Origin of the sequence: Priestia sp. YIM B13486 (genome assembly GCF_042787865.1) — a bacterium.
GTDB classification, from domain to species: domain Bacteria; phylum Bacillota; class Bacilli; order Bacillales; family Bacillaceae_H; genus Priestia; species Priestia megaterium.
In genome coordinates this window covers 419,590-441,778 of sequence record NZ_JBHZOZ010000003.1, presented here as the reverse complement: position 1 = coordinate 441,778, position 22,189 = coordinate 419,590, and the positions used below count along the sequence as shown (strand labels likewise).

Genomic DNA, 22,189 nt, shown 5'->3' with positions numbered 1-22,189 from the left:
GCGTGCATGTAATTAGCGCTCTCGTTGAACAGCTAAATTCAGCTCTACTACATTTACTCGTTTTTCACCAAAAACTCCTTGCTTAGTATGTTCTTTGATCAGCTCTTTTAACGTGTTGGTTTTAATACCGGCTGCTTTTGCCACGCGTTCTACTTGTGCATATGCAGCTTGTGGGGTAATATCCGGATCGAGTCCAGAAGCTGAATTTGTGACGGCATCAACTGGAATTCCTTCTTTTGGTACCTCGCTTTCTTTTTTCCACGCCGCTACTGATTTCGCGATACGGTTCGTAAGATCTTTATTTGAAGGTGCTAAATTCAACGAGCCAGACCCTGCCCCGTTATAATCAATACTAGAGACCCTGCCATGAAAAAATTCATTGCTCGTAAACTGCTGCCCAATCAGCTTAGAACCGATAACTTGATGCTTGTTTGAATAGATTAAGCTGCCGTTTGCTTTACTTGGAATAGCCGTCTGAGCAATACCTGTCATCACAACAGGATAAATAAGACCACAAAGAATGATCATCATAATTGTTAAGCGAATAATAATGCTTCCCGTTCGTTCTGCTTGTATCATCGTTTCTTCTCCTCTACATTACAAATGAAAGTAGTAAGTCAATCGCTTTAATCCCAATGAATGGAATCAATACCCCACCTAACCCGTAAATGAGCAAATTTTTTCGCAATAGGGCGTTAGAACTCATCGGCTTATACGCAATTCCCTTCATAGCTAAAGGAATTAACAGCGGGATAATGACCGCATTAAAAATGAGCGCTGACAATACGGCAGATAGAGGTGAATTCAGCTTCATTACGTTAAGAGCCTCCATTTGCGGAATCGCCAAGGTAAACATCGCTGGAATAATAGCGAAATACTTAGCAATATCGTTTGCGATACTGAATGTAGTTAAGGCACCCCTTGTCATTAATAGCTGTTTTCCAATCGAAACGACCTCAATGATTTTAGTAGGATCCGAATCTAAGTCCACCATATTTGCTGCTTCTTTAGCAGCTGAGGTTCCGCTGTTCATTGCTAAGCCAACATCAGCTTGAGCAAGTGCAGGGGCATCGTTTGTCCCGTCACCTGTCATAGCAACTAGCTTTCCTTGCTGCTGTTCGTATTTAATGACTTGAATTTTGTCTTCTGGCTTGCATTCCGCAATAAATTCATCTACTCCCGCTTCTTTTGCAATGGTTGCTGCGGTTAGCGGATTATCTCCTGTACACATGACTGTTTTAATGCCCATTTTACGAAGTTCATCAAAGCGTTCTTTCATTCCTGGTTTTACCGTGTCTTTTAAATAAATCAAGCCATAAATTTTGTCATCAGCGGCGACGGCAAGCGGCGTGCCACCAGCTCCTGCAATTTCGTTTGCTTTTTGCTGCAAATCAGAGGGAATCTTTCCGCCATTCGACTCTACCCATGCCGTGACGGCGTCCACTGCCCCTTTTCGTACAGATAGGTTCTGTAAGTCAATGCCGCTCATTCGCGTTTCAGCTTTGAATTCTACAAACGTTCCCTGCGTTTTTCTAAGGTCTTCTACTCCTATGCGAGTTTGAATAAAATCAACCACTGAGCGCCCTTCCGGTGTTTCGTCATAAAGAGAAGAAACAAACGCCCATTTGTAAAGTTCACGTTCGTCTATGCCTTCTACAGTCATTAATTCATGAGCCATTCGGTTTCCAAACGTAATTGTGCCGGTTTTATCTAAAATAATTGTGTTGATGTCACCAGCTGCTTCTACTGCTTTTCCTGACATAGCAATCACGTTAAACTGCGTGACTCGGTCCATCCCAGCAATTCCAATGGCCGATAATAATCCTCCAATTGTCGTAGGAATAAGGCAGACGAGCAGTGAAATTAAAATAGCCGTGTCGAGTTGAAAATGTAAGTAGTTTGTAAATACAGGAAGCGTCACAACAACTAGTAAGAAAATAACCGTCAGACTTGTTAAAACCGTATTTAGCGCAATTTCATTTGGCGTTTTTTGACGCTCTGCTCCTTCAACAAGCGAAATCATTTTATCTAAAAACGATTCACCTTGCTCACACGTAATTTTAATTGTAATTTCATCGCTGACAACTCTTGTACCTCCAGTTACAGAGTTAAAATCCCCGCCTGCTTCTTTCATAACAGGTGCCGATTCACCCGTAATGGCCGATTCATCAACAGATGCCAGCCCTTTAATGATTTCTCCATCTCCAGGAATCATTTCGCCTTGTGAAACGACGACGATATCGCCTTTTTTTAGCTGCGATGCGGAAACTTGTGTTATTTCCCCGTTTTGAAGTTTATTAGCTGTAATATCCCCTTTCGATTGCTTTAATGAATTGGCCTGTGCTTTTCCTCGTCCTTCTGCTAATGCTTCTGCAAAATTAGCAAAAACAATTGTAAAAAATAACACGAGAGATACGGAAACATTAAACCCTGTGCTTACTGTACTTTCTCCGAAAAGATCCGGAACAACGGCTAAAAAAAGCGTAATAATAAACCCGATTTCTACTACGAACATGATAGGATTTTTTATCATCGTTCTTGGGCTTAGCTTGATAAAAGCCTGTTTTACTGATTGAATAAAAATCGATGAAGCCTGTTTATCTACAGAACCTTGAATGTGACTGTTACGCTCTAATTCAAGATCATTCACAAAATTCCGTTTATTCATTATGATCCTCCGCTTTCTTTATTACAGTGTTAAATACTCAGCAACCGGCCCAAGTACAAGCACTGGGAAAAACGTAAGTGCCCCTACAATAACGGTAGTTCCAATTAAAATGCCGCTAAATAAAGACGTATCCGTTTTAAATGTCCCAGGTGTTTCAGGAACAAGCTGCTTAGCTGCTAGTGAGCTTGATACTGCCAGCATCGTAATTAGTCCGAAGTAGCGTCCAATATACATAACAATTCCCGTAGAAATGTTCCAAATCGGCGTTGCGTCACCCAGTCCTTCAAAACCAGATCCATTGTTTGCTGCTGACGACGTAAATTCATACAGTGCCTGGCTTAACCCGTGAAAGCCTGGGTTTGATATACCTTCTATTCCTAAATGAGTAGTGAGCGCCACGGCTGTTCCCCCTAAAATTAACAGCGGCTGTAGAATAAGCGTCACGGCGATGAGCTTCATTTCTTTTCCTTCAATTTTTTTACCTACGTATTCTGGTGTTCTTCCAACCATTAAACCTGATAAAAATACGGCGATGATGACGTACATCATGACATTCATAAATCCTGCTCCGACACCGCCGAATACGGTATTTAACATCATATTTCCAAGCGTCAATAACCCGGTAAGAGGCGTAAGGGTATCGTGCATCGCGTTAACCGCGCCTGTTTCACTCGCTGTCGTCACGATGGCGTACAGAGTTGACATGCCGACTCCAAAACGAACTTCTTTGCCTTCCATGTAACCGCTCGCCTCATTTAAATGAAAAGCATCAAGTCTTGGGTTGCCGCCCCACTCTGTTACAAACGCTGTACTTAAAATAACAATAAAGAGCATACTCATCGCTACAAACAAGATGCGACCTTGCTTACGCTGTCCGATCATTTTTCCGTACGTAAAAGGAAGTGCGGTTGGCAATAAAAGCATAAGGACAATTTGTAATACATTGCTCCACGCATTGGGATTTTCAAATGGATGAGCTGAATTGACACCAAAAAATCCTCCTCCGTTGTTGCCTAGCTCTTTGATTGAAAGAAAAGAAGCAACTGGTCCCCTTGCTATTTGCTGTGATGCCCCTTCTATTGTATGGGCAGTCACAGTCCCGCTTAGCGTTTGAGGGACACCTAAAAAAGCAAATAAAATGCCTGTTATAAAAGCGATAGGAAGTAAAACACGCGTAATTGATTTTACAAAATCAACAAAAAAGTTTCCCATTTCCTTCCCTGCCAACCCTCGAATAAAAGCGATTGCTGCTGCAAGTGCTGTTGCTGGTGCAGCAAACATCATAAATACAACGGCTGCCATCTGCGAGAAATAGGACAAGCCTGATTCACCGCTGTAATGCTGCAAGTTCGTATTTGTCATAAAACTAATAGCCGTGTTAAAAGCAAGAGCCGGATCCATTCCTTTAATATGGTTTGGATTAAGCGGCAGTACCCCTTGAAACCGGAAGATAAGATACACCACAAAAATCATAAACGTATTCGCCAAAACGAGAGCAAGTGCATATTGCTTCCACGTCTGATTATGCCCTTTAATTCCTGCCGCTTTAAACATCACCGATTCTATCTTCCCTATTAAGCTAGTGTTTTTATCGTTTGAAAACACATTCGCTATATAAATACCTACGGGCTTTGCAATAAGCGCTACAAAAACAAGCAGCAGCGCAACTGATAGTAGAAAAATCCCCACGTTTTATTCCTCCGCTTATTAAAATTGTTCTGGGTTTAACAGTACATATACTAAATAAATTAAAACGAGAACTGAAATACCTAACAAAATGAACGACATGTTCACTTCTCCTCTCTTTCGTCTACTACATGAGACGACCAGCAAATAATTCCGTACATAGCAGCTGTTAATATGGCAAGCATTCCAAGCATGATCATATCCAAGTTGCTCCCTCCTAACTGTTTCCTAACAAAAAAGATAGTTTCTAAGCTTATTGACTGTTACTGTGCGTAAAGTATCACGCCCAAGTGAGCTAGCTGCGAAAGGTTATCTTTGATTGTTTATTCCTCACGTATTGTTAATCTCGTTTTAAAAGCCCTACTATATCCTCTTTACGGTGCAGACATAGCCTGCTCTCCTATTTTCTCCATAAAAAAAACCGCAGAAGAGAGTTCCCTTCCGCGGTTTAATGCACGACAAATAAGCCGTGATTGACACGAATTTTTTACTCCCAAAACGCTTACGGAGTTAGCTGTCGGATTCGGGTTATGGAAGTAACCCTACTCAGTTAAGAGATTCACCCCTAGTACATACGTACAAAATATTGGGTCCCCCGCTCATAATTGATTAAGCGTATATTTGTTATTTAATTTTTAGACTTAATTATGGTTTTTACTGCTGCGTTTAAAACTTTGATTAGCTAACGTAGACAAATAGCGGTTTGCTAGATCAAAAGATTGCTGATCGCACATTGCCCGATATTCAATCATTTGAATCATTTGCTTAGATAAATGCATTTTGACGCTCCTTTCACCTGTATTTGGAAAGGAGCGTACTATCCGCTGTTATAGAAAACGACCACGATTACACCATCCTCTCTCTTAACGCTTACGAAGTTAGCTGACGGGTTCGGGTCAAGAAAGTAACCCTACTCAATTAAGAGATTCACCCCTGATAAGTGGGTCCTCCGCTCTTTCCTTCTCTTTCAGAAAAGACTCAGCGTTTCACTGTGGAACGTTTCATGAGAGTAATCTTACTCCTGTTAAAATTTACTGTCAACAACATTTTTTGAAATTTTAAAAGCTTTATTTTTCTATGTGTATTCATTATTTTAAAATAATAGATTCAAAGAAAAAAAGCGTTCTTATCTCCTCGATAAGAACGCTTTTTTTAGCTCATTTTCTCAATTTCATTTACAAGAATTGAAATGGCATCCGTTTTTGTTGCTTCACGCATTGTACGCTTCATCGTACTTGCCTGCTGCTGAAGTTCATTTACTTCACGCAAAAACACTTCTTTTGTTAACTGTTCTTCTTCCACAACCATACAGTAGCCTTTTTTCTTAAAGGACTGTGCATTTAAAATTTGATCTCCCCGGCTTTGTGCTTTTGACAAAGGAATAATCATCATCGGTTTATGAAGGGCTAAAAACTCAAAGATAGCATTTGATCCGCCGCGTGTAATCACATAATCAGTGGCCGCTAGAACATCCGGAAGCTGTTCATTTACATATTCTAACTGACGGTAGCCCGACTCTTTTTCAAGGCTTGTATCAACATTACCTTTTCCGCACAGGTGTACAATTTGAAATTTCTTTTGCAGTTCAGGCAAGGACTCTCGAACAATTTCATTGATGCGACGTGCTCCTAAACTTCCGCCCATAATGGTTAAAATTGGGCGCTTATCATAAAAGCGAAGCCAGCTTTCCCCGTTCGCTGCGCTTCCGCTAAATAATTCTTTTCGAATAGGTGAACCAACAACCTGCACTTTTTCTTTTGGAAAATAGTTTGCCGCTTCATCAAAAGAAGTGAAAATTTTAGTGGCAAATTTCTGCGCAATTTTATTTGCCAGTCCCGGTGTTAAATCACTTTCATGAATGAACACGGGAATGTTTAGCGATTTAGCAGCCATTACAACAGGAACTGTGACAAAACCGCCTTTTGAAAACACAAGAGAAGGCTTTAACTTTTTAAGCACGCGACGTGCATCGCCAACTCCTTTTGCTACTCGAAATACATCTTTTACATTTTCCATATCTACGTATCGACGCAGCTTCCCGCTTGAAATCGCATGATATGGAACGTTTAATTTTGTAATTAATTCTTTCTCAATACCATTGTGAGAACCGACATAATGGATATCCCATTTTTCACTGTCTAATTCTTTCATAATGGCAATGTTTGGTGTTACGTGTCCAGCTGTTCCGCCTCCGGTAAAAACGATAACTTGCTTACTCATTTTTTCTTCCTCTCTTTACTTCACTTAATCGATCTGTTTTGACATCAATTTTTATCTGATCTTTTTAGCATGCAATCTGACATGTAAAACGATGGTTTTATTATAGCATTTTTCTTTTTACATATGTATGATAAGGCGTATAAAAGCATGCTATACTTTTCATAGGGAGTGATGATAATGAACAGATCTGCACCTATAGTAAAAGGTGATACGGTGGATTCCGAAACGCGCTGTACACACTATCATACGGATAAAGATATTATTGCAATAAAATTTTATTGCTGTAATACATATTATCCATGCTATCAATGTCATAACGGATATGCTGATCATGATATTAAAAAGTGGCCAAAAGCTATGTTTAATGAAAAAGCTATTCTTTGTGGAGTATGTAAACATGAGCTATCAATTCATGAATATTTAACCTGTAACTCGACTTGCCCTCACTGTCGTTCTTCTTTTAATCCTGGATGCAGCCTGCATGGACACATTTATTTTGAACAAAAAAGCTGAACAAAACATTGTTCAGCTTTTAAAATAACTGCTCATCTATATTTATAATGGAAGGAAGCAAACCTGGGAACAATTCCTCAAGTTCTTCTAAACGCAAGGAATAATAGTGCTGCGTACCTTCTATACGTAGTTTGATAATTCCAGCTTCGCGAAGTACTTTAATATGATGTGATAGCGTTGATTTTGATACATTTAATTTTTGATAATACGAACAGGTCTGCTCCTTTCTTGTCGCTAAACACTGTACAATTCGCAGCCGGTTAGGATCACTCAACGCGTGTAAAATAGGCGTTAATTTAATTTCAGATTTCGGTGGTTGATAAGGTTTTCTCATGCTTAAAATATAACACAGCTTCTTTTGTGTATCAATGTTCGATAACTTTCGAACTAAATTCCTTGCACTGTTATTTAATCGATGTTATAGTTTCATTGTTCGATGATATTCGAACTTATCTTCATTTTAATCATAAATTGAATGAAAGATTAAAAACAAAACAAATAATATAAAGCACCATCATTATTAAAGGAGGAATCACCCATGATTCATTTACAAGCTTCAATGAAAGTTAACCCAGCAAAAAGAGAAGAATTTTTAGAAAACGTACAAGAACTAATTAAGCATTCTTTACAAGAAGAAGGAAACAGCAACTATCAACTATTTGAAGATGCTTTTACACCTAACACATTTATGATGATTGAAGAGTGGAAAAGCGAAGAAGCAATTCAAGCACACAATAAATCAGCTCACTTCCAAAGTTTTGTAGCATTTGCTCAAACTGGCGTACTTGTAGCACCTTTAGATGTAAAAACATTACAAGGTTAATCATAACTTCTTTGAAAGGATGACGCATCATGAATGAAGCAATTCGTACAATTCAAGATCATCGTTCTATCCGTCAGTATACAGACGAAGCAGTAAGTGACGAGCATTTAGATACGATTATTCAATCTGCTCAGTCAGCCGCTTCTTCTATTAATGGACAGCAAGTGACTATTATTAGCGTCCAAGATAAAGAAAAGAAGAAAAAACTTTCAGAGCTTGCCGGCAACCAAGCGTGGATTGACCAAGCTCCTCTATTTTTAATCTTTTGTGCAGATTTTAATCGTGCTAAGATTGCAGCTGAACTTAACGATGCCCCTCTTGGTGTAACCGATGGGCTTGAGTCAATTTTAGTCGGGGCAACTGATGCTGGAATTTCTTTAGAAGCCGCAACAGTTGCAGCAGAATCACTCGGTTTAGGTACAGTTCCAATCGGAGGAATTCGCAGAAAGCCGCTAGAAGTCATTGAACTGCTAGATTTACCGGAATACGTATTCCCAGTAAGCGGTCTTGTGGTTGGACATCCGGCAGATCATTCTGCGAAAAAACCTCGATTGCCACAAGCTGCTGTGCACCATCGTGAAAGCTATAATCACGACTTAAAGTCATTGATTCAAGACTATGATGCTGAAATGGCAGAGTATATGAAAAAGAGAACAAACGGTGCTGATGACCGCAACTGGTCACAAACTGTATCAGCTATTTATAAAACCATTTATTACCCAGAAGTGCGAGCGATGCTTGAAAAACAAGGATTTAAATTCGAATAACCAAAAGCTGCGATGAACATCGCAGCTTTTTTATCTACTTTAACAGCGTGCTGAATAGACTAAAAGTAATACTCGATAAATGAGGTGTTGATATGGAGTTTATTTTAATTTGTAATTTTCTTTTAAGCGCAACCGCAGCGTTTTTATTGGTGCCAGCTTTTACAAAAAAGCACACTCTTCACGTGACTTTACTTTCTCTCCTTTTCCTCCTTTCAATTGTTCCGACTTTTCTTCTTGCTAATCCACATATCGGCGTTTTACCTTGGGCTATTCGAGACGGTCTTCTATTGTTCGCTGCTTTCCTTTTCTTTTGTTTAACCTTCACGTCAAACAAATGGAAAACGCTTTTGTTTTTTCTTCTATTTTTACTGTCGATTGCTCCTCTTTCCTACGTCGTATATGATGACTTCACGCATACGTATATAGATGCCAATATTGGGCTTGGCCTAGGCTTTTTACTGACATGGCTCTTAACAGCTCTGTACAATATTTTGGCTATTCTTCGATTTTTTCGTCAGAAATCTCAGTAAACACATCAAAAGTTAACAAACAAACGAATAGTTGATTTTATTTAGTATACGCTAACAACTGCACAGTCCTTCTCTTTACATAAAGCTGTGTATACTAAAAAAGGAGTGATACTTGATGAAACGACTATTCGTAATGGCAGCAGTGATTGCCTTCTTGGCACTTAGCCGCATGTTAGTATTTGCCGCTGAAACACCTCCTGCTGCAGATGAGCGAACAGCTCAAAATGCAGAAGTTCGCATCGTTCATGCTTCACCGGATGCTCCGGCTGTAGACATTTTTGTGGATGACAAAGCTTTAGTAGAAGGAGCAAAGTTTAAAGATGTCGCCAACTCTTTGCCTTTGGCAGCCGGTTCTCATAAAGTAGAAGTATACGAAGCGAAGACAAAAGGGACAAAAGGGACAAAAGATTCCATCATCGAAGCTACCCTTGTTGTAGACGGCGGAAAATCGTATACAGTGGCCGCTGTAAATAAAGTAGAAAACCTTGAACTACAAGCTTTCACGAATAATAAGCAAGGAATGGATGGAAAAGCAAGCTTACGTGTTGCTCATTTATCTCCTGATGCTCCTGCGGTAAACGTAGGTCCTAAAGGTGCTGCTCCTTTATTTAAAGATCTGTCTTTTAAAAGCATTTCAGGTTATCAAGTAGTAAATCCGGGTTCGTATGATCTATCTGTTTCCACGGCAGATGGAAAAGAAATACTAAGTCTTCCTGGAACAAATCTTCAAAGCGGTAAAAACTATACGGTTCTCGCAGTAAATACTGCTGACAAGCTTGAGACCATTGTTTTACAAGATAATTAATTAAAAAAAACGTCATTTCAATTGAAATGACGTTTTTTATAGACTGCGCTGAATGAATTCCTCTTTTTTGTACTCATAGGTAGAAATATCGTTCCACAGTCGTTTTGAAAGCTCGTATTTCATACCTTCATATTTTTTTCTAGCACGTTCGTTCGAGCGTAACTGCTCCCTGAAATTAATTCGTTCGTTCCAGTAAGGTGATTCACTGACCGTTACGTACACATGACTTCTTCTCGCATCATGTGGAATGAGTTTACGGGCATTTTTAGCTGTCATAATTGGAGGGTAGTGTGCAGCTGGAACGCCTTCTTTTAATAAGACAAACATCTCTTTTTCCGATACATATACGTGAGATTTATTTTTTAATATAGCGCGCACTTCATTTATATCTTCTTCGCGTTTGACTCCGATTAAAATATCAACGATTGGTGAACCAGCCAATCCTGGAACGGACGTGCTTCCAATATGTTCGATGTCTACTGAAAAATCTTTTAGTGTATTAAGCAACGCTTCTTTTTCCATTTGATACAAAAGCGACCACTTTGTTTCATACTGAACAATCTTTCGCATATCAGTTTCCACCCTTTCACTTTTTTATACTGTACCATGTTTCAAAGTAAAAAGAAAGAATTTTCTAACTATTTACTTTTAGTTTATGCTACGAGCTTTATACCCCTCCAGACAGGCTTTGTATTATTTTATATATTTTTGTTATTTTTATTCTACATGTTTCATAATTGTGGATGTTTCCTCCTCCAAAAGATAGATACGCTTTTATTTTCTATCTCTCCTCTATCATATTCACACTCAGCTGTTTTATACTATTTTACGTTCTTACTAGTAGAAGACATATCCTCAAAATGTAGATGAACAAAGGATTAAAGGTCTTTAATATCGCTAAATTCCACCTTTAATATAATTATATTTTACATTAATGTAAAATTTTATCGTTAAGGATGGCAGATAGTTCAAATTCATTATACAATTGAATTTCGACATATAGTATGATGGATAATATCGGTATTATGAGATAATAGTAGATTTAACTCAAAATTTTGGACTATTTGCCGATATATGCTTTGTATACCAATAACCTTATGTTGAAATTTGTAATTTGCAAGGAGGAAAAAATGAATAAAAAACATGTCATGTACACAGCCGTTTCTTCTGTTCTTTTAAGCTCTTCATTGCTTTTGCATTCAATTGATGCAGATGCAGCTGAATCGGCCAAAGTAACTGCTACATCGTTAAATGTACGTGCAACGCCTAGTACAAGCGGTGCTATCGTTGGAAAAATAACGAAGGGAAACACCGTTGATATAGTAGATGAAAGCAAAGGATGGGCTAAAATTACCTATAACGGTAAAGAAGCTTGGATCTCATCTCAATACATAAATAAAACGCAAATAAACAGTACGTCTACCGCAAATTCGACATCGAAGTCAGCGGTGGTTAATACCAGCTCATTAAACGTTCGCTCTTCTGCAAGCACAAGCGCATCCCTCGTGACAAACTTACCGCGAAATGCAAAAGTAACGGTGGTAAAAGAAAGCGGGTCTTGGTCACAGATTAAAACGGCAAGCGGTCAAACGGGCTGGGTGGCAAGTCAGTACTTAAAAGCAGACTCCGGTTCTTCTGCGCCAGCTAAAGATTCTGGGTCTACAACATCGAAGTCAGCGGTCGTTAATGCCAGCTCATTAAACGTTCGCTCTTCTGCAAGCACAAGCGCATCCCTCGTGACGAACTTACCGCGCAATTCGAAAGTAACGGTGGTAAAAGAAAGCGGGTCTTGGTCACAGGTTAAAACGGCAAGCGGTCAAACGGGCTGGGTAGCAAGTCAGTACCTACAAGCAAGCTCCGGTTCTTCTACGCCGACTAATGACTCTGGTTCTACGGCAACCAAGCCAGCGGTCGTTAACGCCAGTTCATTAAACGTTCGTTCTTCTGCGAGCACAAGCGCGTCCATTGTGACGAACTTACCGCGAAATGCAAAAGTAACCGTGTTAAAAGAAAGCGGATCCTGGTCCCAGATTAAAACAGCAAGCGGCAAAACAGGCTGGGTGGCAAGTCAATACTTACAAACAGGTTCTGGACAGTCTTCACAAACAGCCCAGTCGATTCAAATTACAAAAGCTTCAAATTTACGCACTCAGCCGAGTTTAAGTGCTGGAATTATCCGTGTAGCAAAAGCAGGTGAAAGATTCAAAAAAGTAAACGAAACGAATGACTGGGTGCAAATTCAGTACTCTGCCAGTCAAACAGCATGGGTATCAAAAGGGTTAACAGCTGCGGCTGATTCTACAACTTCAGCTAGCTTGCCTTCCTCATCTGCTGCTTTAAAAGATAAAATTATTGTAGTAGACGCTGGGCACGGCGGATATGATCCTGGCACTTCAGGCAAGTCATCGATTGAGAAAAATTTAGCGTTAACAACAGCAAAACTTGTGGCAAGCCGCTTAGCTAATGCTGGAGCAAATGTATTTATGACGCGTTCAAACGATACTTTTATTTCACTGAGCGGACGGGTGAATGTTAGTGAAGCAAAGCATGCAGATGCATTTATCAGCATTCACTATAACGCGTCTACTTCATCTTCTGCAAACGGCATCGCATCATTTTATTACAGTGAATCTAAAGATAAAGAATTAGCAAAATACATTCAAGAAAGCATGGCTGAAAACGCGCCTTCTATGAAGGATATGGGGGTTCGTTTTGGAGATTATTATGTTACTCGAGAAAACAACCAGCGGGCTGTACTTCTTGAATTAGGCTTTTTATCAAATGTTCACGATGAGCAAGTTGTTTCTTCTAACGCGTATCAGCAGCAAATATCTACAGGTATTTACCAAGGGATTGCTCGATATTTTGCAGCTAATAAATAATAAAAGCCCTCATAATGAGGGCTTTTATACTACCAGCTTGCTTTTTTAACCCCTGGAATTTGTCCTTTGTAGGCCAATTCCCTAAACGCGATGCGTGACATTTCAAATTTTCTAAGATAGCCTCGCGGACGACCGGTAACGCGGCAGCGATTATTTAAACGCGTTGGTGAAGAATCTCGAGGCAATTTTTTTAACGCTTCGTAATCTCCTTTTTCCTTCAGCTCCTGGCGTAATTGCGCATACTTCGCTACCATCTCTTGACGTTTTTGTTCTTTTACCACTTTTGATTTTTTAGCCAAACTCTTTGTCATCCTTTCGTTTTAATAATTTTTATTTGAAATACGTAATCATTACGATTTAATTATTTTGAGCAAGTTACTTTTTAAATTTAATCATATTTGCTTCATTTTTTCAACTTGTTTGCTTTCACGCTTAGATGTACTCTACCCCCACGCTGCTGTATAAACATAAAAAAAATTGTATGTCAAATGTAATTAATTACTGCATCTCCTATATCATACAAAGAGCCCTACATATTCCATATTGTAGGAGGATTTGTATTTACAGATAATATTTCAATAATATTACAGTTCATTTACATATTAATAACTTCGACAAATTTAGCGGTTATCTAGTATATAATCATCTTAGAAATTCCAAAAATAATATTTTGCGTACTCAATAAAATATAAAAGTAAAGGTGATTAAAAAATGAAATCGACTGGTATTGTAAGAAAAGTAGATGATTTAGGTCGTATCGTAATTCCTAAAGAGTTAAGACGTGTTCTTGAAATAGATGTAAAAGATCCTGTTGAAATTTTTGTCGAAACAGATCGAATTATTTTAAAGAAATATGAGCCGAACGGTGCTTGTGCGATTACTGGCGAAGTATCTTCTGACAACGTAACAATCGCAGATGGCAAATTAACTTTAAGCCGCGAAGGTATGGAGTTATTGCTTGAAGAATTAAAACAACGTAATTTCTAATAAAAAGAAAAGCAGCTGCTCACATGCAGCTGTTTTTCTTTTTGTTAAAGTTTTTTCTTCGCTTTCTGATTTCCAGATGCTATACTCAGAAGCGAATACATAATAAAGGAGCCTTTTATCATGACAGTTGAACAAATGACTCATCACTTTTTAGCGCATCGAAACGTAACTAATGAATTAATCAACAAAATTGAAGCAGGTCACTACGAATACAAGCCTGCCCCGACATCTATGTCCGCTTTTGACTTATCTACGCATATTTTAACATCCTTTTATGCATTTGCATCAGTGGTAAAATCCGGTGATTTATCGCCACTTGGTCAAAAAGCTGATTTTAGCGGTAAGTCATTATCGGACCTTGCAGCTGAATATACCCAAAAAACAGTAGACGTATTACGTTCACTTAGCGAAGATGATTTAAACAAAACAATTGACGCCACTGCAGCGTTTGGAAGAAAGCTTCCTGGAAGTCAACTTTTACAAATGGCCATTGACCATGAAATTCATCATAAAGGAAATTTATACGTCTACGTACGTGAGATGGGTCATACGGATCTTCCCCTATTTGTTCAGTTTGGTTAAGTTAATGGTTATAAAATAGTTCGTGCTTGTAAGCGCCCAAGCTAGAAGTTTGGTGCGCTTTTTCTTTGCAGTTTTCGGCATAATAAGTAAGATATATGGTATAATTCTATCAATAACTTCATATCTACTATTCAAAGCTTGTTTCTTCTTATAAAACGATAGTCATCATCTTTTACAAAGGAGGAATCACTTCATGAGTCAAACTGTTAACCAACAAAAAATTGCTCAAGTGTATCATCTTCCGTTTGTTTCTTCATTTGGAGGAAGTGCTATGAACCTTCTTTCTCCTCAAGCTGGCGAACATATTTTAGATATTGGCTGCGGCACTGGCGAATTTATTTCGCAGCTCCATAAGCTTCATGTCCGTGCAACGGGCATCGATTGCTCTGAAAATATGATTGAACAAGCTCGTCATCAGTACCCGACTCTATCCTTTGAACAGTTAAATGCCCTTAACCTTCCTTATTACGAACAATTTGACGCAGTTTTTTCAAATGCAACTTTACACGACATCCGTCCCCCTCACCTTGTCATTAAAAACATTTACAATGCTTTAAAACCAAACGGCCGATTTGTAGCAGAATTTTGGGGAAAAGGAAACATGGACGAAATTTTCACAGAAATCATTCGTCAATTTAAAACGTTTGATATCCCTTATAACGATGTAGATTTCCCATGGTACTTTCCTTCTGTAGCTGAATATTCTTCTCTTTTGGAATCACAGAATTTTCAAGTCACCACGGCTATTCACTACAGCCGTCCCTTCTTGTTAAAAGGGGAAAACGGCTTGCGTAATTGGCTGGAAACAAATGCAGCCCCTCTTTTTGCTCACGTGACGACAGAAACTAAAAATGTTCTCATTACGCGCTTAGAAAATCGAATGCAAGACAAACTATTTCAAAATGGATCTTGGCTAGCAGAAGCTAAACATATACGTGTACATGCTGTAAAACGAGATTAAAAAATGGACGTGATTCTATTCACGTCCATTTTCGTTAAAGTGCAGCCAATACCCTTTTCCTCGAATCACTTCGATTTCTAAATATGTTCCTATTTTTTTGCGAACCCGGTAAATCAGCGCATTCAGCTCTTCTGCTGCTACTAGAATTTCTCCATTTGACTCTACTCGTTCAGGCCAAACGCTTTTTTTTAATGCTTCTTTTGAAACAAATTGATTGTTGTATTCTAGAAGATAAGCTAAGCACGAGTATTCTTTATCTGACAGAATATACGTTTCCTCTTTTACTTTTACTTTCTGCAAAATTGGATCTAATGTGTAAAATGGCTTATTTATTTGTTTTAGCAAAGGTCCTAAATCGAGGGTTGCATCCATATCATCATTTCTAAATACTAAAGCTGCCTCCTCATTTGCTAAGGTAATGACATCCTGCTCTTTCAATAAACGAGGGGTTCCAGGCTGTAACTCTTCTCCGTTTACTTTTGTCCCGTGTTTACTAAACAAGTCTGTAATGAAAAAGGCATTGCTTTCGTACGTTACTTCAAAATGCTTGCGTGAAATGTAAGCACTTTGGAAGGCCAGATAAGGCTCCCATTCTTCACTGCTTCGTCCGATAATACAGGCTTTATCTTTTGGAATAGGCACGGAAGCTCCTTCATAAAAAGGAGCACCGTTCCGAATAATCAACATACCGTTCATTGTTTGCTCACACTCTTTTTTAAAATTTTCTGACTCTTATCATGTAATTATAACACTCACATTTATTGAGATTTCTTCCAACTTTGGATAACATCATAGTATAGTCAGTTATATGATAAAGGTTGTTGCAATGTAAGTAAACCTTTAGAGCAGTCCTTTTCTAACTGAAAAAATACGTATTCTTTGCCCTGCTGTAACGGGGATACAATTTTTTTGTAAAATAATTTGATTTTTAGTAACTTTGACATATGTTCTCTCTTTTTAAAGCGAAGTAAAATAGGAAAATACGTGAAATATTTACATAATGGAGGAAGACCAATGGGACGTTTGCCAAAAGATAGAGAAATTCAAGCGATTAAACGACGCGTTGCACTGGTATTGTTAATTATTGGATCATTTATTTTAACAGGTGCTAGCTTTAGCATTTATTGGTTTATGATGTTAAAAATATAAGATTTTTTTATAAAATAAAGAAAAAAGACATGGTTTTGTTCCCATGTCTTTTTTAGGTTTATTCTTTCTCAGACACTCCCGCAGATTGAAATGTGGCCATATTGGCAATCATCAGTGAAGCTGAGTGCAGCAGTGGAAATGTAACAGCAGCTCCACTTCCCTCACCTAAACGAAGATTGAGGTTGAGGAGCGGTTTCTTGCCAAGAAGCTTCATTGCACACGCATGACCTTGTTCAACAGATTCGTGACTAGCAAACATATAGTCTCTTGCTTGTGTATTGATTTCTGTCGCTAGAAGGGCTGCAACTGTACATATAAAACCATCTACTAAAATAGGAATACGGTGAGCAGCTGCCGCCAGCATAGCACCTGTCATCCCGGCAATTTCAAGCCCCCCTATTTTACTAATAATATCAATCGGATCCTGAGGGTTGATGTGCCTGTTTTGCAGCGCTTCTTCAATCACATTCACTTTGTGGCGCAGTTGTTCGTCAGAAATCCCTGTGCCCATTCCTGCAAGCTTAGAGACTTTTTCTCCTGTCAATACAGCTAAAATAGCCGTGCTTGATGTAGTATTTCCGATGCCCATTTCTCCTACAATCAAACATTTAATTCCTTGGGCAATAAGCTCTTCAGCTTCTTCATATCCGACTTGAACAGCCAGTTCTGCCTCACTGCGCGTCATCGCATCTTCTTTATAAAAACTTGCTGTGCCCAGCTTCACTTTGCGTTGTACAAGGTCCGTATGGGAAAGGTCAGAAGCAATTCCGATGTCAATCAGTTTGAACTGGGCATCTATTTGCTGACTAAACACGTTAATAGCTGCTCCTCCCTGCAAAAAATTCAGCGCCATTTGTGCCGTTACGTCTTGCGGATAAGCTGAAACTCCTTCTTTTACAATTCCATGATCGCCTGCAAAAACGAGGACTCCTGGCGGCGTGACTGTCGGAAAAACTTCCCCGGTCATGGCCGCTAATTCCACTGCTATTTCTTCGAGTCTTCCAAGGCTTCCTATCGGTTTGGTTAATGTATCAATATAGCGTGCCGCTTTTTCGCCAGCGCTTGTTTCAAGCGCTGGAATATAAACGTTTATCATATGTACAGCTCCTTTATTTCAGCAAATGTCTACCGTTTAATTTAACAGGATTTTGTTTATTCTGGCTAGTCTTTTTTAAAGTAGATAATTGGATAGAGTTCCCAAGACTTAGTTATACTAGTAAGAGTTGCGTATAGGCAGTATTTTGAAAGGAAAGATTTTATGACAACGAAACAGCACAAAAAGGAAAAGGCAGGTCGGCTCATTTATCGCTACATTATGATGTTAATTGGGGCTTCCTTGGCTGCCGTTTCTATCGAATTATTTTTAGTCCCAAATTCTGTAATTGATGGCGGTATTATCGGTATTTCTCTAATTTTAGTTTACTTAACGAAATTGCCGTTCAGCCTTCTTATCATCATCTTTAATCTCCCTTTTTTATATAGTGGATACAAACAAATTGGTCGTAACTTCTGCTTTTCATCTATGTTTGCAGTTGTTGCTTTATCCATTGTAGAATCTCAGTTGCACCATGTTCCAGCTGTGACATCTGAACCGCTTCTTGCTACTGTATTTGGCGGGCTGCTGTTAGGAGCAGGTGTAGGAACGGTCATCCGTCACGGCGGAGCGTTAGACGGAACTGAGATTTTAGGTATTTTATTAACCAAAAAAATCCCGTTTTCTGTGGGCGAATTTGTGATGTTTTTAAATATCTTCATTTTTGCTTGGGCAGGTTTTGTGCTAGGTTGGGAACAGGCCATGTACTCGATCCTTACGTACTATATTGCTTCTAAAACAATCGATGCGATTATTCAAGGACTTGATGAAACAAAAGCAGCCTTTATTGTTTCAAATCACTATGAAGAGCTATCAGATGCTATTACGCATCGTCTAGGCCGTGGCGTGACGAAACTGTATGGTAAAGGCGGATTTGAAGGTACGGAAAAAGAAGTCATATACGTAGTGGTGACGCGTTTAGAAATTACCAAGCTTAAAACCATTATTTCCGAAATAGATCCGCATGCCTTTACAACCATTATGGATACCCAAGAAGCGCATGGCGGCAAATTCAAATCAGCCATCCACTAACTTATACATAAGCGTGGATTTCTCTGAGCATGCTAATAGCTGACTACCGGTAAAGGAGATCACCACTATGAAAGAACAAATGTCCAACTTATTTCACCAATTAAAACAGTCGGTTTCCGATGTATCTGATAAGTTATATGACAAAGTACATACGCTGCAATCATCACCAGGAGTGAGTGTGTTTGAACTGTATGAATGGATTAAAGAAAATCCAAGCACAAGCGTACAAAAGCAAACGCTGCTCGGGATTTCGTACTCTTTTTATACACTGCGCGCAGACGGGGTTTTTTTCTATATGGAAACGAAATATGATTATTTACTTTACATGACTATTTATAGTCCAACACGTCATTATTTCACCTATCATTCTTACAGAGATTCTTTATCAACAGTGACTCCCTTGACGTTTCCTATTACTAAATAATAAAAAGCTCCTCAATCGAGGAGCTTTCTTTATATGGTTATCTTCCTTTTCGGACTTTAAAGATAAACAGCGCAAGTAAAAAACCGCCCGTCGCAGTTACTATTTTCCACGCGTTTAAGATTGGATTTTTTTTCAAGGTCCTGCTCCTTCCTTGCGGCTATACTAAAAATAGGATGGCCGCCTTTCAAACAGCTAGTCCAACTTCCCCCTACTATTGATACGATCATCTAACAATATAGCCCACCGACATTTTCATCAATTTCACTTTTCATACTATAACATATTTTTGCCATTTAGTAGAAGTCTTAAAAGTAAAAGCTGCACTTCTCTTAAAAAAAACGATATTGAACCCCTGCATTTTCTTTACCGTTCATCTTTTGATAAAGGTTTTGAGCCACTTTATTTTCACTGCTGCACTCAGCGGTCATCCCTGCAAACTCATACTTTTGAGAATAGGCCAGGCAGATCTTAAACAAACGTTCACCAATTTTATTTCCTCTGTTTAAAGGAGATACGTACAAGTCTTTTAAGACGGCTGTTTCTTTAAAATAATAGGTGCTCCACGATAGGTACACCGTCGCAAAACCTACTAGTTTCCCTTCCAATTCAGCAACAAACTGGATACCATAGGAAGGATTATTCAATAAGCGCTTAATATGTAAAGTTAAAGCTTTCCTGGAAGGGGCAGGCCGCTCACAGAATTTCACTATATATTCTTGCATTAACGTAGCCAGTCGCTCTCGATCAGTTTCAACCGCCTGTCGAATGACAACCATTTAATCACTCCTTTTAGCTCAACGCTCTTAACATAATTCGATAGCCATACTCTTTTTCCTTTCGTTTTCGTGAAAAGCTCTCTACTTTTACACAAGGGGTATTTAAAGCAAACAACCTTATACGGCTTATGGTTGATGAGAGAAAATACGATGTTTAAAAAAAGGTTGCAAATAGCAACCTTTTTTAGTTAGCAAGCGCATAATTTCGCAAGAATAAACCTACACAGCCGCTGATTACAATCAGTCCTCCTGCTGTTAGAAACGCCGCCGTTACATTTAGCGAAGCAACAGCTCCAAGCAGCAGCACCGAAAGCCCAAACGTCACATATGAAACGCTAAGCGTAGCGGAAAGTACCTTCGAAAGCTTTTCTAAAGGAACGGCCGTTTGTGTAAGCGTGTAAGAACATGTAGCGCTTATTTGAAGGGCAATGCCAATAGCAAAACTAAGTAAAAGTGAAAGAAAAGGAGCAGGCAACACTCCGAACAATAATGTAAAGAAACCTGATAAAAGACTGCCTAGTGTTCCGATATGATAAAGACTTTTCTCTTGTTCAACTGAAATCTTCAACAAAACGAAACCTCCAAGAACCGTTCCAACAAAAAAACTGCTGTTGATATATCCCCACCAAGCTTCATTTTTATTTAATATCTCTTTCACAAACACGTAGACAATTGCTGATGCCCAAACGCCGGCAGCCATCCCTTCTAAAACCTCCATGACTAATAAAACCCGCAGGCGCGGATAATGCCAAATTAGCTTCCATCCCTCTTTTAACCCTTGTTGTTTTTGCTTCATTTTAGAAGAATGAGCGTTAATGCGAATAGCCTGCATAAATACGATTGACAAACTGAATAACGAAAATGACAGCCATAAAAGGCCAGTAGCTTCCCAGCTAATGATCAGAAAGCTTCCAAGCGGATAGGCTGCAATTTGAATCGTTTGATCAGTGACGTTAAACATACTGTTCCATTTCAACAGCTTCTCTTTATCTACTAAATGAGGAAGCATAGAGCTTTGAACCGGAGCTGCCCACCCATCGAAAAAAGCAATAAGCGCCACGCAGCACAGCATGCTGATAAGCGACATATGCCACAAGAAAAACATAGATAAAACACTGGTTTTTAACAGCTGAGACACAACAAGAATACGCTTAGCCCTGTAGCGATCTATAAGAAAAGGCACAATAAAACTGCTCAAAAACTTAGCAGTCGTAATGGTAAATGGAATGCATGAAAGCAGCACAGGAGAACTATTTTGAGCATAAAGAATGCTGATTAACGCAACAATATATAATACATCTGCTAAATTGGCTTGACTTTGACCAAACCATAAAAAAAGTACGGAACGATTTTTCACGACAATCCCTCTTTCTTTTTAGTATGACTGAAAAGAAAGAGAATCCTACACGTAATCAACCCCTTTTATATAGCGGCTTGCTTTTATCGACTTATTACAATCGTATGCTTTTTGCAGAACGAACCTTTTTTATATAGTAAAAATACAAACAGTTAAACAGTATCGTAAAAAATCAAGAAATTGTCGTGAAAACGAAGTTAGATTAACTATAGAATATCGGAGTTATAGAATCAATACTTTTTACATAATTTTCTTTTTCTTCTTCTTCACTTCTAAATAACCTAAGCTCGCCATATACATAGAGGGACGAGTACTCCTATTAAAATTTAACGTATAGGGTGAGGAATATTTTTTCGAGAGTGGTTTCGATTTGCTGTGGCAGCTTATTAATTGGACTAGGGCTAAACGGATTTATTGCTCCGTATCACTTACTAGACGGTGGACTTATAGGATTTGGACTTATCGTATATTATGTGTTTGGAACTCCTATCGGACTGTCCATTTTCTTTTTGAACGTACCTGTCTATTTATATGCTTTTTTTCGTCATCGTCAAAACTTTTTTTACGGAAGTATAGGTTTATTTGTTTCTTTTTTTATGACAGAATGGCTGTCTATTCTCGAAGGCACGCTAGAGCTTCCTTTGCTCTTTAGCTCATTGCTTGGAGGCGCACTCGTAGGAATGGGAATAGGACTGATGCTTCGCTACGGCATCAGTTCGGATGGGCTTGATTTAATTGCCATTATTGTATCGAAAAAATGGAAAATCAATATAGGAATAACCATTTTTATCTTAGACAGTACGATTATGATAGTGGGCTTACATATTATCGGATTTACTGCTTTTTGCTACTCCATGCTTGTTATTACGATGAGCAGCATAATGATTATGCTCTTTACTTCTCCGCGATGGCTGTCTTCATAAAAAAAACGCTG

26 protein-coding genes and 2 riboswitches are annotated in these 22,189 nt (G+C 38.8%); of the genes, 13 read left to right on the top strand and 13 right to left on the bottom strand.

What is annotated here, in order from left to right; translation table 11 throughout:
* Window positions 1-12 precede the first annotated feature (12 nt).
* From kdpC to ACFX4G_RS10640, 6 genes are all read right to left on the bottom strand, one after another.
* Window positions 13-579: a potassium-transporting ATPase subunit KdpC gene (gene kdpC / locus ACFX4G_RS10665; protein WP_097825221.1), complete on the bottom strand. Its 567-nt coding sequence runs from the start codon at window positions 577-579 to the stop codon at window positions 13-15.
* 13 nt (window positions 580-592) lie between these two features.
* Entirely contained in the window at window positions 593-2,668 is a 2,076-nt protein-coding gene (kdpB, locus tag ACFX4G_RS10660; RefSeq protein WP_097825222.1) for a potassium-transporting ATPase subunit KdpB, read from the bottom strand.
* 21 nt (window positions 2,669-2,689) lie between these two features.
* Window positions 2,690-4,351, bottom strand: coding sequence for a potassium-transporting ATPase subunit KdpA (gene kdpA / locus ACFX4G_RS10655; RefSeq protein WP_377574874.1), 1,662 nt, complete (start codon window positions 4,349-4,351; stop codon window positions 2,690-2,692).
* A gap of 24 nt (window positions 4,352-4,375) precedes the next feature.
* Window positions 4,376-4,456: a K(+)-transporting ATPase subunit F gene (gene kdpF / locus ACFX4G_RS10650; protein ID WP_063611563.1), complete on the bottom strand. Its 81-nt coding sequence runs from the start codon at window positions 4,454-4,456 to the stop codon at window positions 4,376-4,378.
* A 383-nt stretch (window positions 4,457-4,839) separates the two neighbouring features.
* Window positions 4,840-4,980: riboswitch (cyclic di-AMP (ydaO/yuaA leader) on the bottom strand.
* A gap of 15 nt (window positions 4,981-4,995) precedes the next feature.
* Window positions 4,996-5,133, bottom strand: coding sequence for a hypothetical protein (locus ACFX4G_RS10645; RefSeq protein ID WP_176521350.1), 138 nt, complete (start codon window positions 5,131-5,133; stop codon window positions 4,996-4,998).
* Window positions 5,134-5,205: 72 nt separating this feature from the next.
* Window positions 5,206-5,348: riboswitch (cyclic di-AMP (ydaO/yuaA leader) on the bottom strand.
* A 158-nt stretch (window positions 5,349-5,506) separates the two neighbouring features.
* A complete protein-coding gene (locus tag ACFX4G_RS10640; protein ID WP_013057726.1) occupies window positions 5,507-6,574 on the bottom strand; it encodes an undecaprenyldiphospho-muramoylpentapeptide beta-N-acetylglucosaminyltransferase in 1,068 nt (355 codons plus the stop codon).
* A 177-nt stretch (window positions 6,575-6,751) separates the two neighbouring features.
* On the opposite strand from ACFX4G_RS10640, the gene ACFX4G_RS10635 reads away from it, so the two are divergent.
* Window positions 6,752-7,087: a CHY zinc finger protein gene (locus ACFX4G_RS10635; protein ID WP_377574512.1), complete on the top strand. Its 336-nt coding sequence runs from the start codon at window positions 6,752-6,754 to the stop codon at window positions 7,085-7,087.
* 19 nt (window positions 7,088-7,106) lie between these two features.
* Here ACFX4G_RS10635 and ACFX4G_RS10630 read toward each other — a convergent pair whose 3' ends face one another.
* Window positions 7,107-7,421 carry an ArsR/SmtB family transcription factor gene (locus ACFX4G_RS10630; RefSeq protein ID WP_013083811.1) on the bottom strand — a complete coding sequence of 105 codons (315 nt, stop codon included), beginning with the start codon at window positions 7,419-7,421 and terminating at the stop codon, window positions 7,107-7,109.
* Window positions 7,422-7,625: 204 nt separating this feature from the next.
* Here ACFX4G_RS10630 and ACFX4G_RS10625 point away from each other — a divergent pair, with 204 nt between their 5' ends.
* From ACFX4G_RS10625 to ACFX4G_RS10610, 4 genes are all read left to right on the top strand, one after another.
* Window positions 7,626-7,910 (top strand): putative quinol monooxygenase, encoded by a 285-nt coding sequence (locus ACFX4G_RS10625; RefSeq protein ID WP_013057729.1) that lies wholly within the window; start codon window positions 7,626-7,628, stop codon window positions 7,908-7,910.
* A gap of 29 nt (window positions 7,911-7,939) precedes the next feature.
* The gene (nfsA, locus tag ACFX4G_RS10620; protein WP_016764733.1) at window positions 7,940-8,677 is read left to right on the top strand and encodes an oxygen-insensitive NADPH nitroreductase; all 738 of its coding nucleotides are present in this window, start codon (window positions 7,940-7,942) and stop codon (window positions 8,675-8,677) included.
* Window positions 8,678-8,769: 92 nt separating this feature from the next.
* The gene (locus tag ACFX4G_RS10615) at window positions 8,770-9,207 is read left to right on the top strand and encodes a hypothetical protein (protein ID WP_016764734.1); all 438 of its coding nucleotides are present in this window, start codon (window positions 8,770-8,772) and stop codon (window positions 9,205-9,207) included.
* 115 nt (window positions 9,208-9,322) lie between these two features.
* Complete coding sequence (locus ACFX4G_RS10610; protein ID WP_377574509.1) at window positions 9,323-10,012, top strand: DUF4397 domain-containing protein; 690 nt, start codon at window positions 9,323-9,325, stop codon at window positions 10,010-10,012.
* A 36-nt stretch (window positions 10,013-10,048) separates the two neighbouring features.
* Here the strand turns inward: ACFX4G_RS10610 and ACFX4G_RS10605 are convergent, their stop codons facing one another.
* Window positions 10,049-10,582, bottom strand: coding sequence for a GrpB family protein (locus ACFX4G_RS10605; protein WP_377574506.1), 534 nt, complete (start codon window positions 10,580-10,582; stop codon window positions 10,049-10,051).
* Window positions 10,583-11,142: 560 nt separating this feature from the next.
* On the opposite strand from ACFX4G_RS10605, the gene ACFX4G_RS10600 reads away from it, so the two are divergent.
* Window positions 11,143-12,894: an N-acetylmuramoyl-L-alanine amidase family protein gene (locus ACFX4G_RS10600; protein ID WP_377574503.1), complete on the top strand. Its 1,752-nt coding sequence runs from the start codon at window positions 11,143-11,145 to the stop codon at window positions 12,892-12,894.
* Window positions 12,895-12,923: 29 nt separating this feature from the next.
* Here ACFX4G_RS10600 and rpsN read toward each other — a convergent pair whose 3' ends face one another.
* On the bottom strand, window positions 12,924-13,193 hold the full coding sequence (gene rpsN / locus ACFX4G_RS10595; RefSeq protein ID WP_013083817.1) for a 30S ribosomal protein S14: 270 nt from the start codon (window positions 13,191-13,193) through the stop codon (window positions 12,924-12,926).
* Window positions 13,194-13,605: 412 nt separating this feature from the next.
* Here rpsN and ACFX4G_RS10590 point away from each other — a divergent pair, with 412 nt between their 5' ends.
* From ACFX4G_RS10590 to ACFX4G_RS10580, 3 genes are all read left to right on the top strand, one after another.
* On the top strand, window positions 13,606-13,881 hold the full coding sequence (locus ACFX4G_RS10590) for an AbrB/MazE/SpoVT family DNA-binding domain-containing protein (RefSeq protein ID WP_013057736.1): 276 nt from the start codon (window positions 13,606-13,608) through the stop codon (window positions 13,879-13,881).
* Window positions 13,882-14,001: 120 nt separating this feature from the next.
* Window positions 14,002-14,463: a DinB family protein gene (locus tag ACFX4G_RS10585; protein WP_097825228.1), complete on the top strand. Its 462-nt coding sequence runs from the start codon at window positions 14,002-14,004 to the stop codon at window positions 14,461-14,463.
* A 193-nt stretch (window positions 14,464-14,656) separates the two neighbouring features.
* Window positions 14,657-15,424: a class I SAM-dependent methyltransferase gene (locus ACFX4G_RS10580; protein WP_025751167.1), complete on the top strand. Its 768-nt coding sequence runs from the start codon at window positions 14,657-14,659 to the stop codon at window positions 15,422-15,424.
* Window positions 15,425-15,439: 15 nt separating this feature from the next.
* Here ACFX4G_RS10580 and ACFX4G_RS10575 read toward each other — a convergent pair whose 3' ends face one another.
* Window positions 15,440-16,120, bottom strand: a complete 681-nt coding sequence (locus ACFX4G_RS10575) for an FHA domain-containing protein (RefSeq protein WP_043981485.1) — start codon at window positions 16,118-16,120, stop codon at window positions 15,440-15,442.
* Between the two features lie 318 nt (window positions 16,121-16,438).
* Between ACFX4G_RS10575 and ACFX4G_RS10570 the strand changes: the two genes are divergently transcribed.
* On the top strand, window positions 16,439-16,573 hold the full coding sequence (locus ACFX4G_RS10570) for a hypothetical protein (RefSeq protein WP_013057740.1): 135 nt from the start codon (window positions 16,439-16,441) through the stop codon (window positions 16,571-16,573).
* A 58-nt stretch (window positions 16,574-16,631) separates the two neighbouring features.
* Here ACFX4G_RS10570 and cobT read toward each other — a convergent pair whose 3' ends face one another.
* A complete protein-coding gene (gene cobT / locus ACFX4G_RS10565; RefSeq protein WP_097825229.1) occupies window positions 16,632-17,669 on the bottom strand; it encodes a nicotinate-nucleotide--dimethylbenzimidazole phosphoribosyltransferase in 1,038 nt (345 codons plus the stop codon).
* A 162-nt stretch (window positions 17,670-17,831) separates the two neighbouring features.
* Between cobT and ACFX4G_RS10560 the strand changes: the two genes are divergently transcribed.
* Both ACFX4G_RS10560 and ACFX4G_RS10555 read left to right on the top strand, forming a co-directional pair.
* Window positions 17,832-18,698, top strand: a complete 867-nt coding sequence (locus ACFX4G_RS10560; RefSeq protein WP_013057742.1) for a YitT family protein — start codon at window positions 17,832-17,834, stop codon at window positions 18,696-18,698.
* 67 nt (window positions 18,699-18,765) lie between these two features.
* Entirely contained in the window at window positions 18,766-19,122 is a 357-nt protein-coding gene (locus ACFX4G_RS10555; RefSeq protein WP_097825230.1) for a hypothetical protein, read from the top strand.
* 329 nt (window positions 19,123-19,451) lie between these two features.
* On the opposite strand, the gene ACFX4G_RS10550 is transcribed toward ACFX4G_RS10555, so the two are convergent.
* Together ACFX4G_RS10550 and ACFX4G_RS10545 are read right to left on the bottom strand one after the other, a co-directional pair.
* Window positions 19,452-19,898, bottom strand: coding sequence for a GNAT family N-acetyltransferase (locus tag ACFX4G_RS10550; RefSeq protein ID WP_377574496.1), 447 nt, complete (start codon window positions 19,896-19,898; stop codon window positions 19,452-19,454).
* Between the two features lie 184 nt (window positions 19,899-20,082).
* The gene (locus tag ACFX4G_RS10545; protein WP_377574492.1) at window positions 20,083-21,255 is read right to left on the bottom strand and encodes an MFS transporter; all 1,173 of its coding nucleotides are present in this window, start codon (window positions 21,253-21,255) and stop codon (window positions 20,083-20,085) included.
* A gap of 359 nt (window positions 21,256-21,614) precedes the next feature.
* Here ACFX4G_RS10545 and ACFX4G_RS10540 point away from each other — a divergent pair, with 359 nt between their 5' ends.
* Window positions 21,615-22,178, top strand: coding sequence for a YitT family protein (locus tag ACFX4G_RS10540; RefSeq protein ID WP_016764744.1), 564 nt, complete (start codon window positions 21,615-21,617; stop codon window positions 22,176-22,178).
* Window positions 22,179-22,189: the final 11 nt, after the last annotated feature.

Bases quoted from the DNA above. Each gene is read 5' to 3' on its own strand.
- kdpC (WP_097825221.1), bottom strand. From the start codon at position 579: ATGATACAAGCAGAACGAACGGGAAGCATTATTATTCGCTTAACAATT.
- kdpB (WP_097825222.1), bottom strand. From the start codon at position 2,668: ATGAATAAACGGAATTTTGTGAATGATCTTGAATTAGAGCGTAACAGT.
- kdpF (WP_063611563.1), bottom strand. From the start codon at position 4,456: ATGTCGTTCATTTTGTTAGGTATTTCAGTTCTCGTTTTAATTTATTTA.
- ACFX4G_RS10645 (WP_176521350.1), bottom strand. From the start codon at position 5,133: ATGCATTTATCTAAGCAAATGATTCAAATGATTGAATATCGGGCAATG.
- ACFX4G_RS10640 (WP_013057726.1), bottom strand. From the start codon at position 6,574: ATGAGTAAGCAAGTTATCGTTTTTACCGGAGGCGGAACAGCTGGACAC.
- ACFX4G_RS10635 (WP_377574512.1), top strand. From the start codon at position 6,752: ATGAACAGATCTGCACCTATAGTAAAAGGTGATACGGTGGATTCCGAA.
- ACFX4G_RS10630 (WP_013083811.1), bottom strand. From the start codon at position 7,421: ATGAGAAAACCTTATCAACCACCGAAATCTGAAATTAAATTAACGCCT.
- ACFX4G_RS10625 (WP_013057729.1), top strand. From the start codon at position 7,626: ATGATTCATTTACAAGCTTCAATGAAAGTTAACCCAGCAAAAAGAGAA.
- nfsA (WP_016764733.1), top strand. From the start codon at position 7,940: ATGAATGAAGCAATTCGTACAATTCAAGATCATCGTTCTATCCGTCAG.
- ACFX4G_RS10615 (WP_016764734.1), top strand. From the start codon at position 8,770: ATGGAGTTTATTTTAATTTGTAATTTTCTTTTAAGCGCAACCGCAGCG.
- ACFX4G_RS10610 (WP_377574509.1), top strand. From the start codon at position 9,323: ATGAAACGACTATTCGTAATGGCAGCAGTGATTGCCTTCTTGGCACTT.
- ACFX4G_RS10605 (WP_377574506.1), bottom strand. From the start codon at position 10,582: ATGCGAAAGATTGTTCAGTATGAAACAAAGTGGTCGCTTTTGTATCAA.
- ACFX4G_RS10600 (WP_377574503.1), top strand. From the start codon at position 11,143: ATGAATAAAAAACATGTCATGTACACAGCCGTTTCTTCTGTTCTTTTA.
- ACFX4G_RS10590 (WP_013057736.1), top strand. From the start codon at position 13,606: ATGAAATCGACTGGTATTGTAAGAAAAGTAGATGATTTAGGTCGTATC.
- ACFX4G_RS10585 (WP_097825228.1), top strand. From the start codon at position 14,002: ATGACAGTTGAACAAATGACTCATCACTTTTTAGCGCATCGAAACGTA.
- ACFX4G_RS10580 (WP_025751167.1), top strand. From the start codon at position 14,657: ATGAGTCAAACTGTTAACCAACAAAAAATTGCTCAAGTGTATCATCTT.
- ACFX4G_RS10575 (WP_043981485.1), bottom strand. From the start codon at position 16,120: ATGAACGGTATGTTGATTATTCGGAACGGTGCTCCTTTTTATGAAGGA.
- ACFX4G_RS10570 (WP_013057740.1), top strand. From the start codon at position 16,439: ATGGGACGTTTGCCAAAAGATAGAGAAATTCAAGCGATTAAACGACGC.
- cobT (WP_097825229.1), bottom strand. From the start codon at position 17,669: ATGATAAACGTTTATATTCCAGCGCTTGAAACAAGCGCTGGCGAAAAA.
- ACFX4G_RS10560 (WP_013057742.1), top strand. From the start codon at position 17,832: ATGACAACGAAACAGCACAAAAAGGAAAAGGCAGGTCGGCTCATTTAT.
- ACFX4G_RS10555 (WP_097825230.1), top strand. From the start codon at position 18,766: ATGAAAGAACAAATGTCCAACTTATTTCACCAATTAAAACAGTCGGTT.
- ACFX4G_RS10550 (WP_377574496.1), bottom strand. From the start codon at position 19,898: ATGGTTGTCATTCGACAGGCGGTTGAAACTGATCGAGAGCGACTGGCT.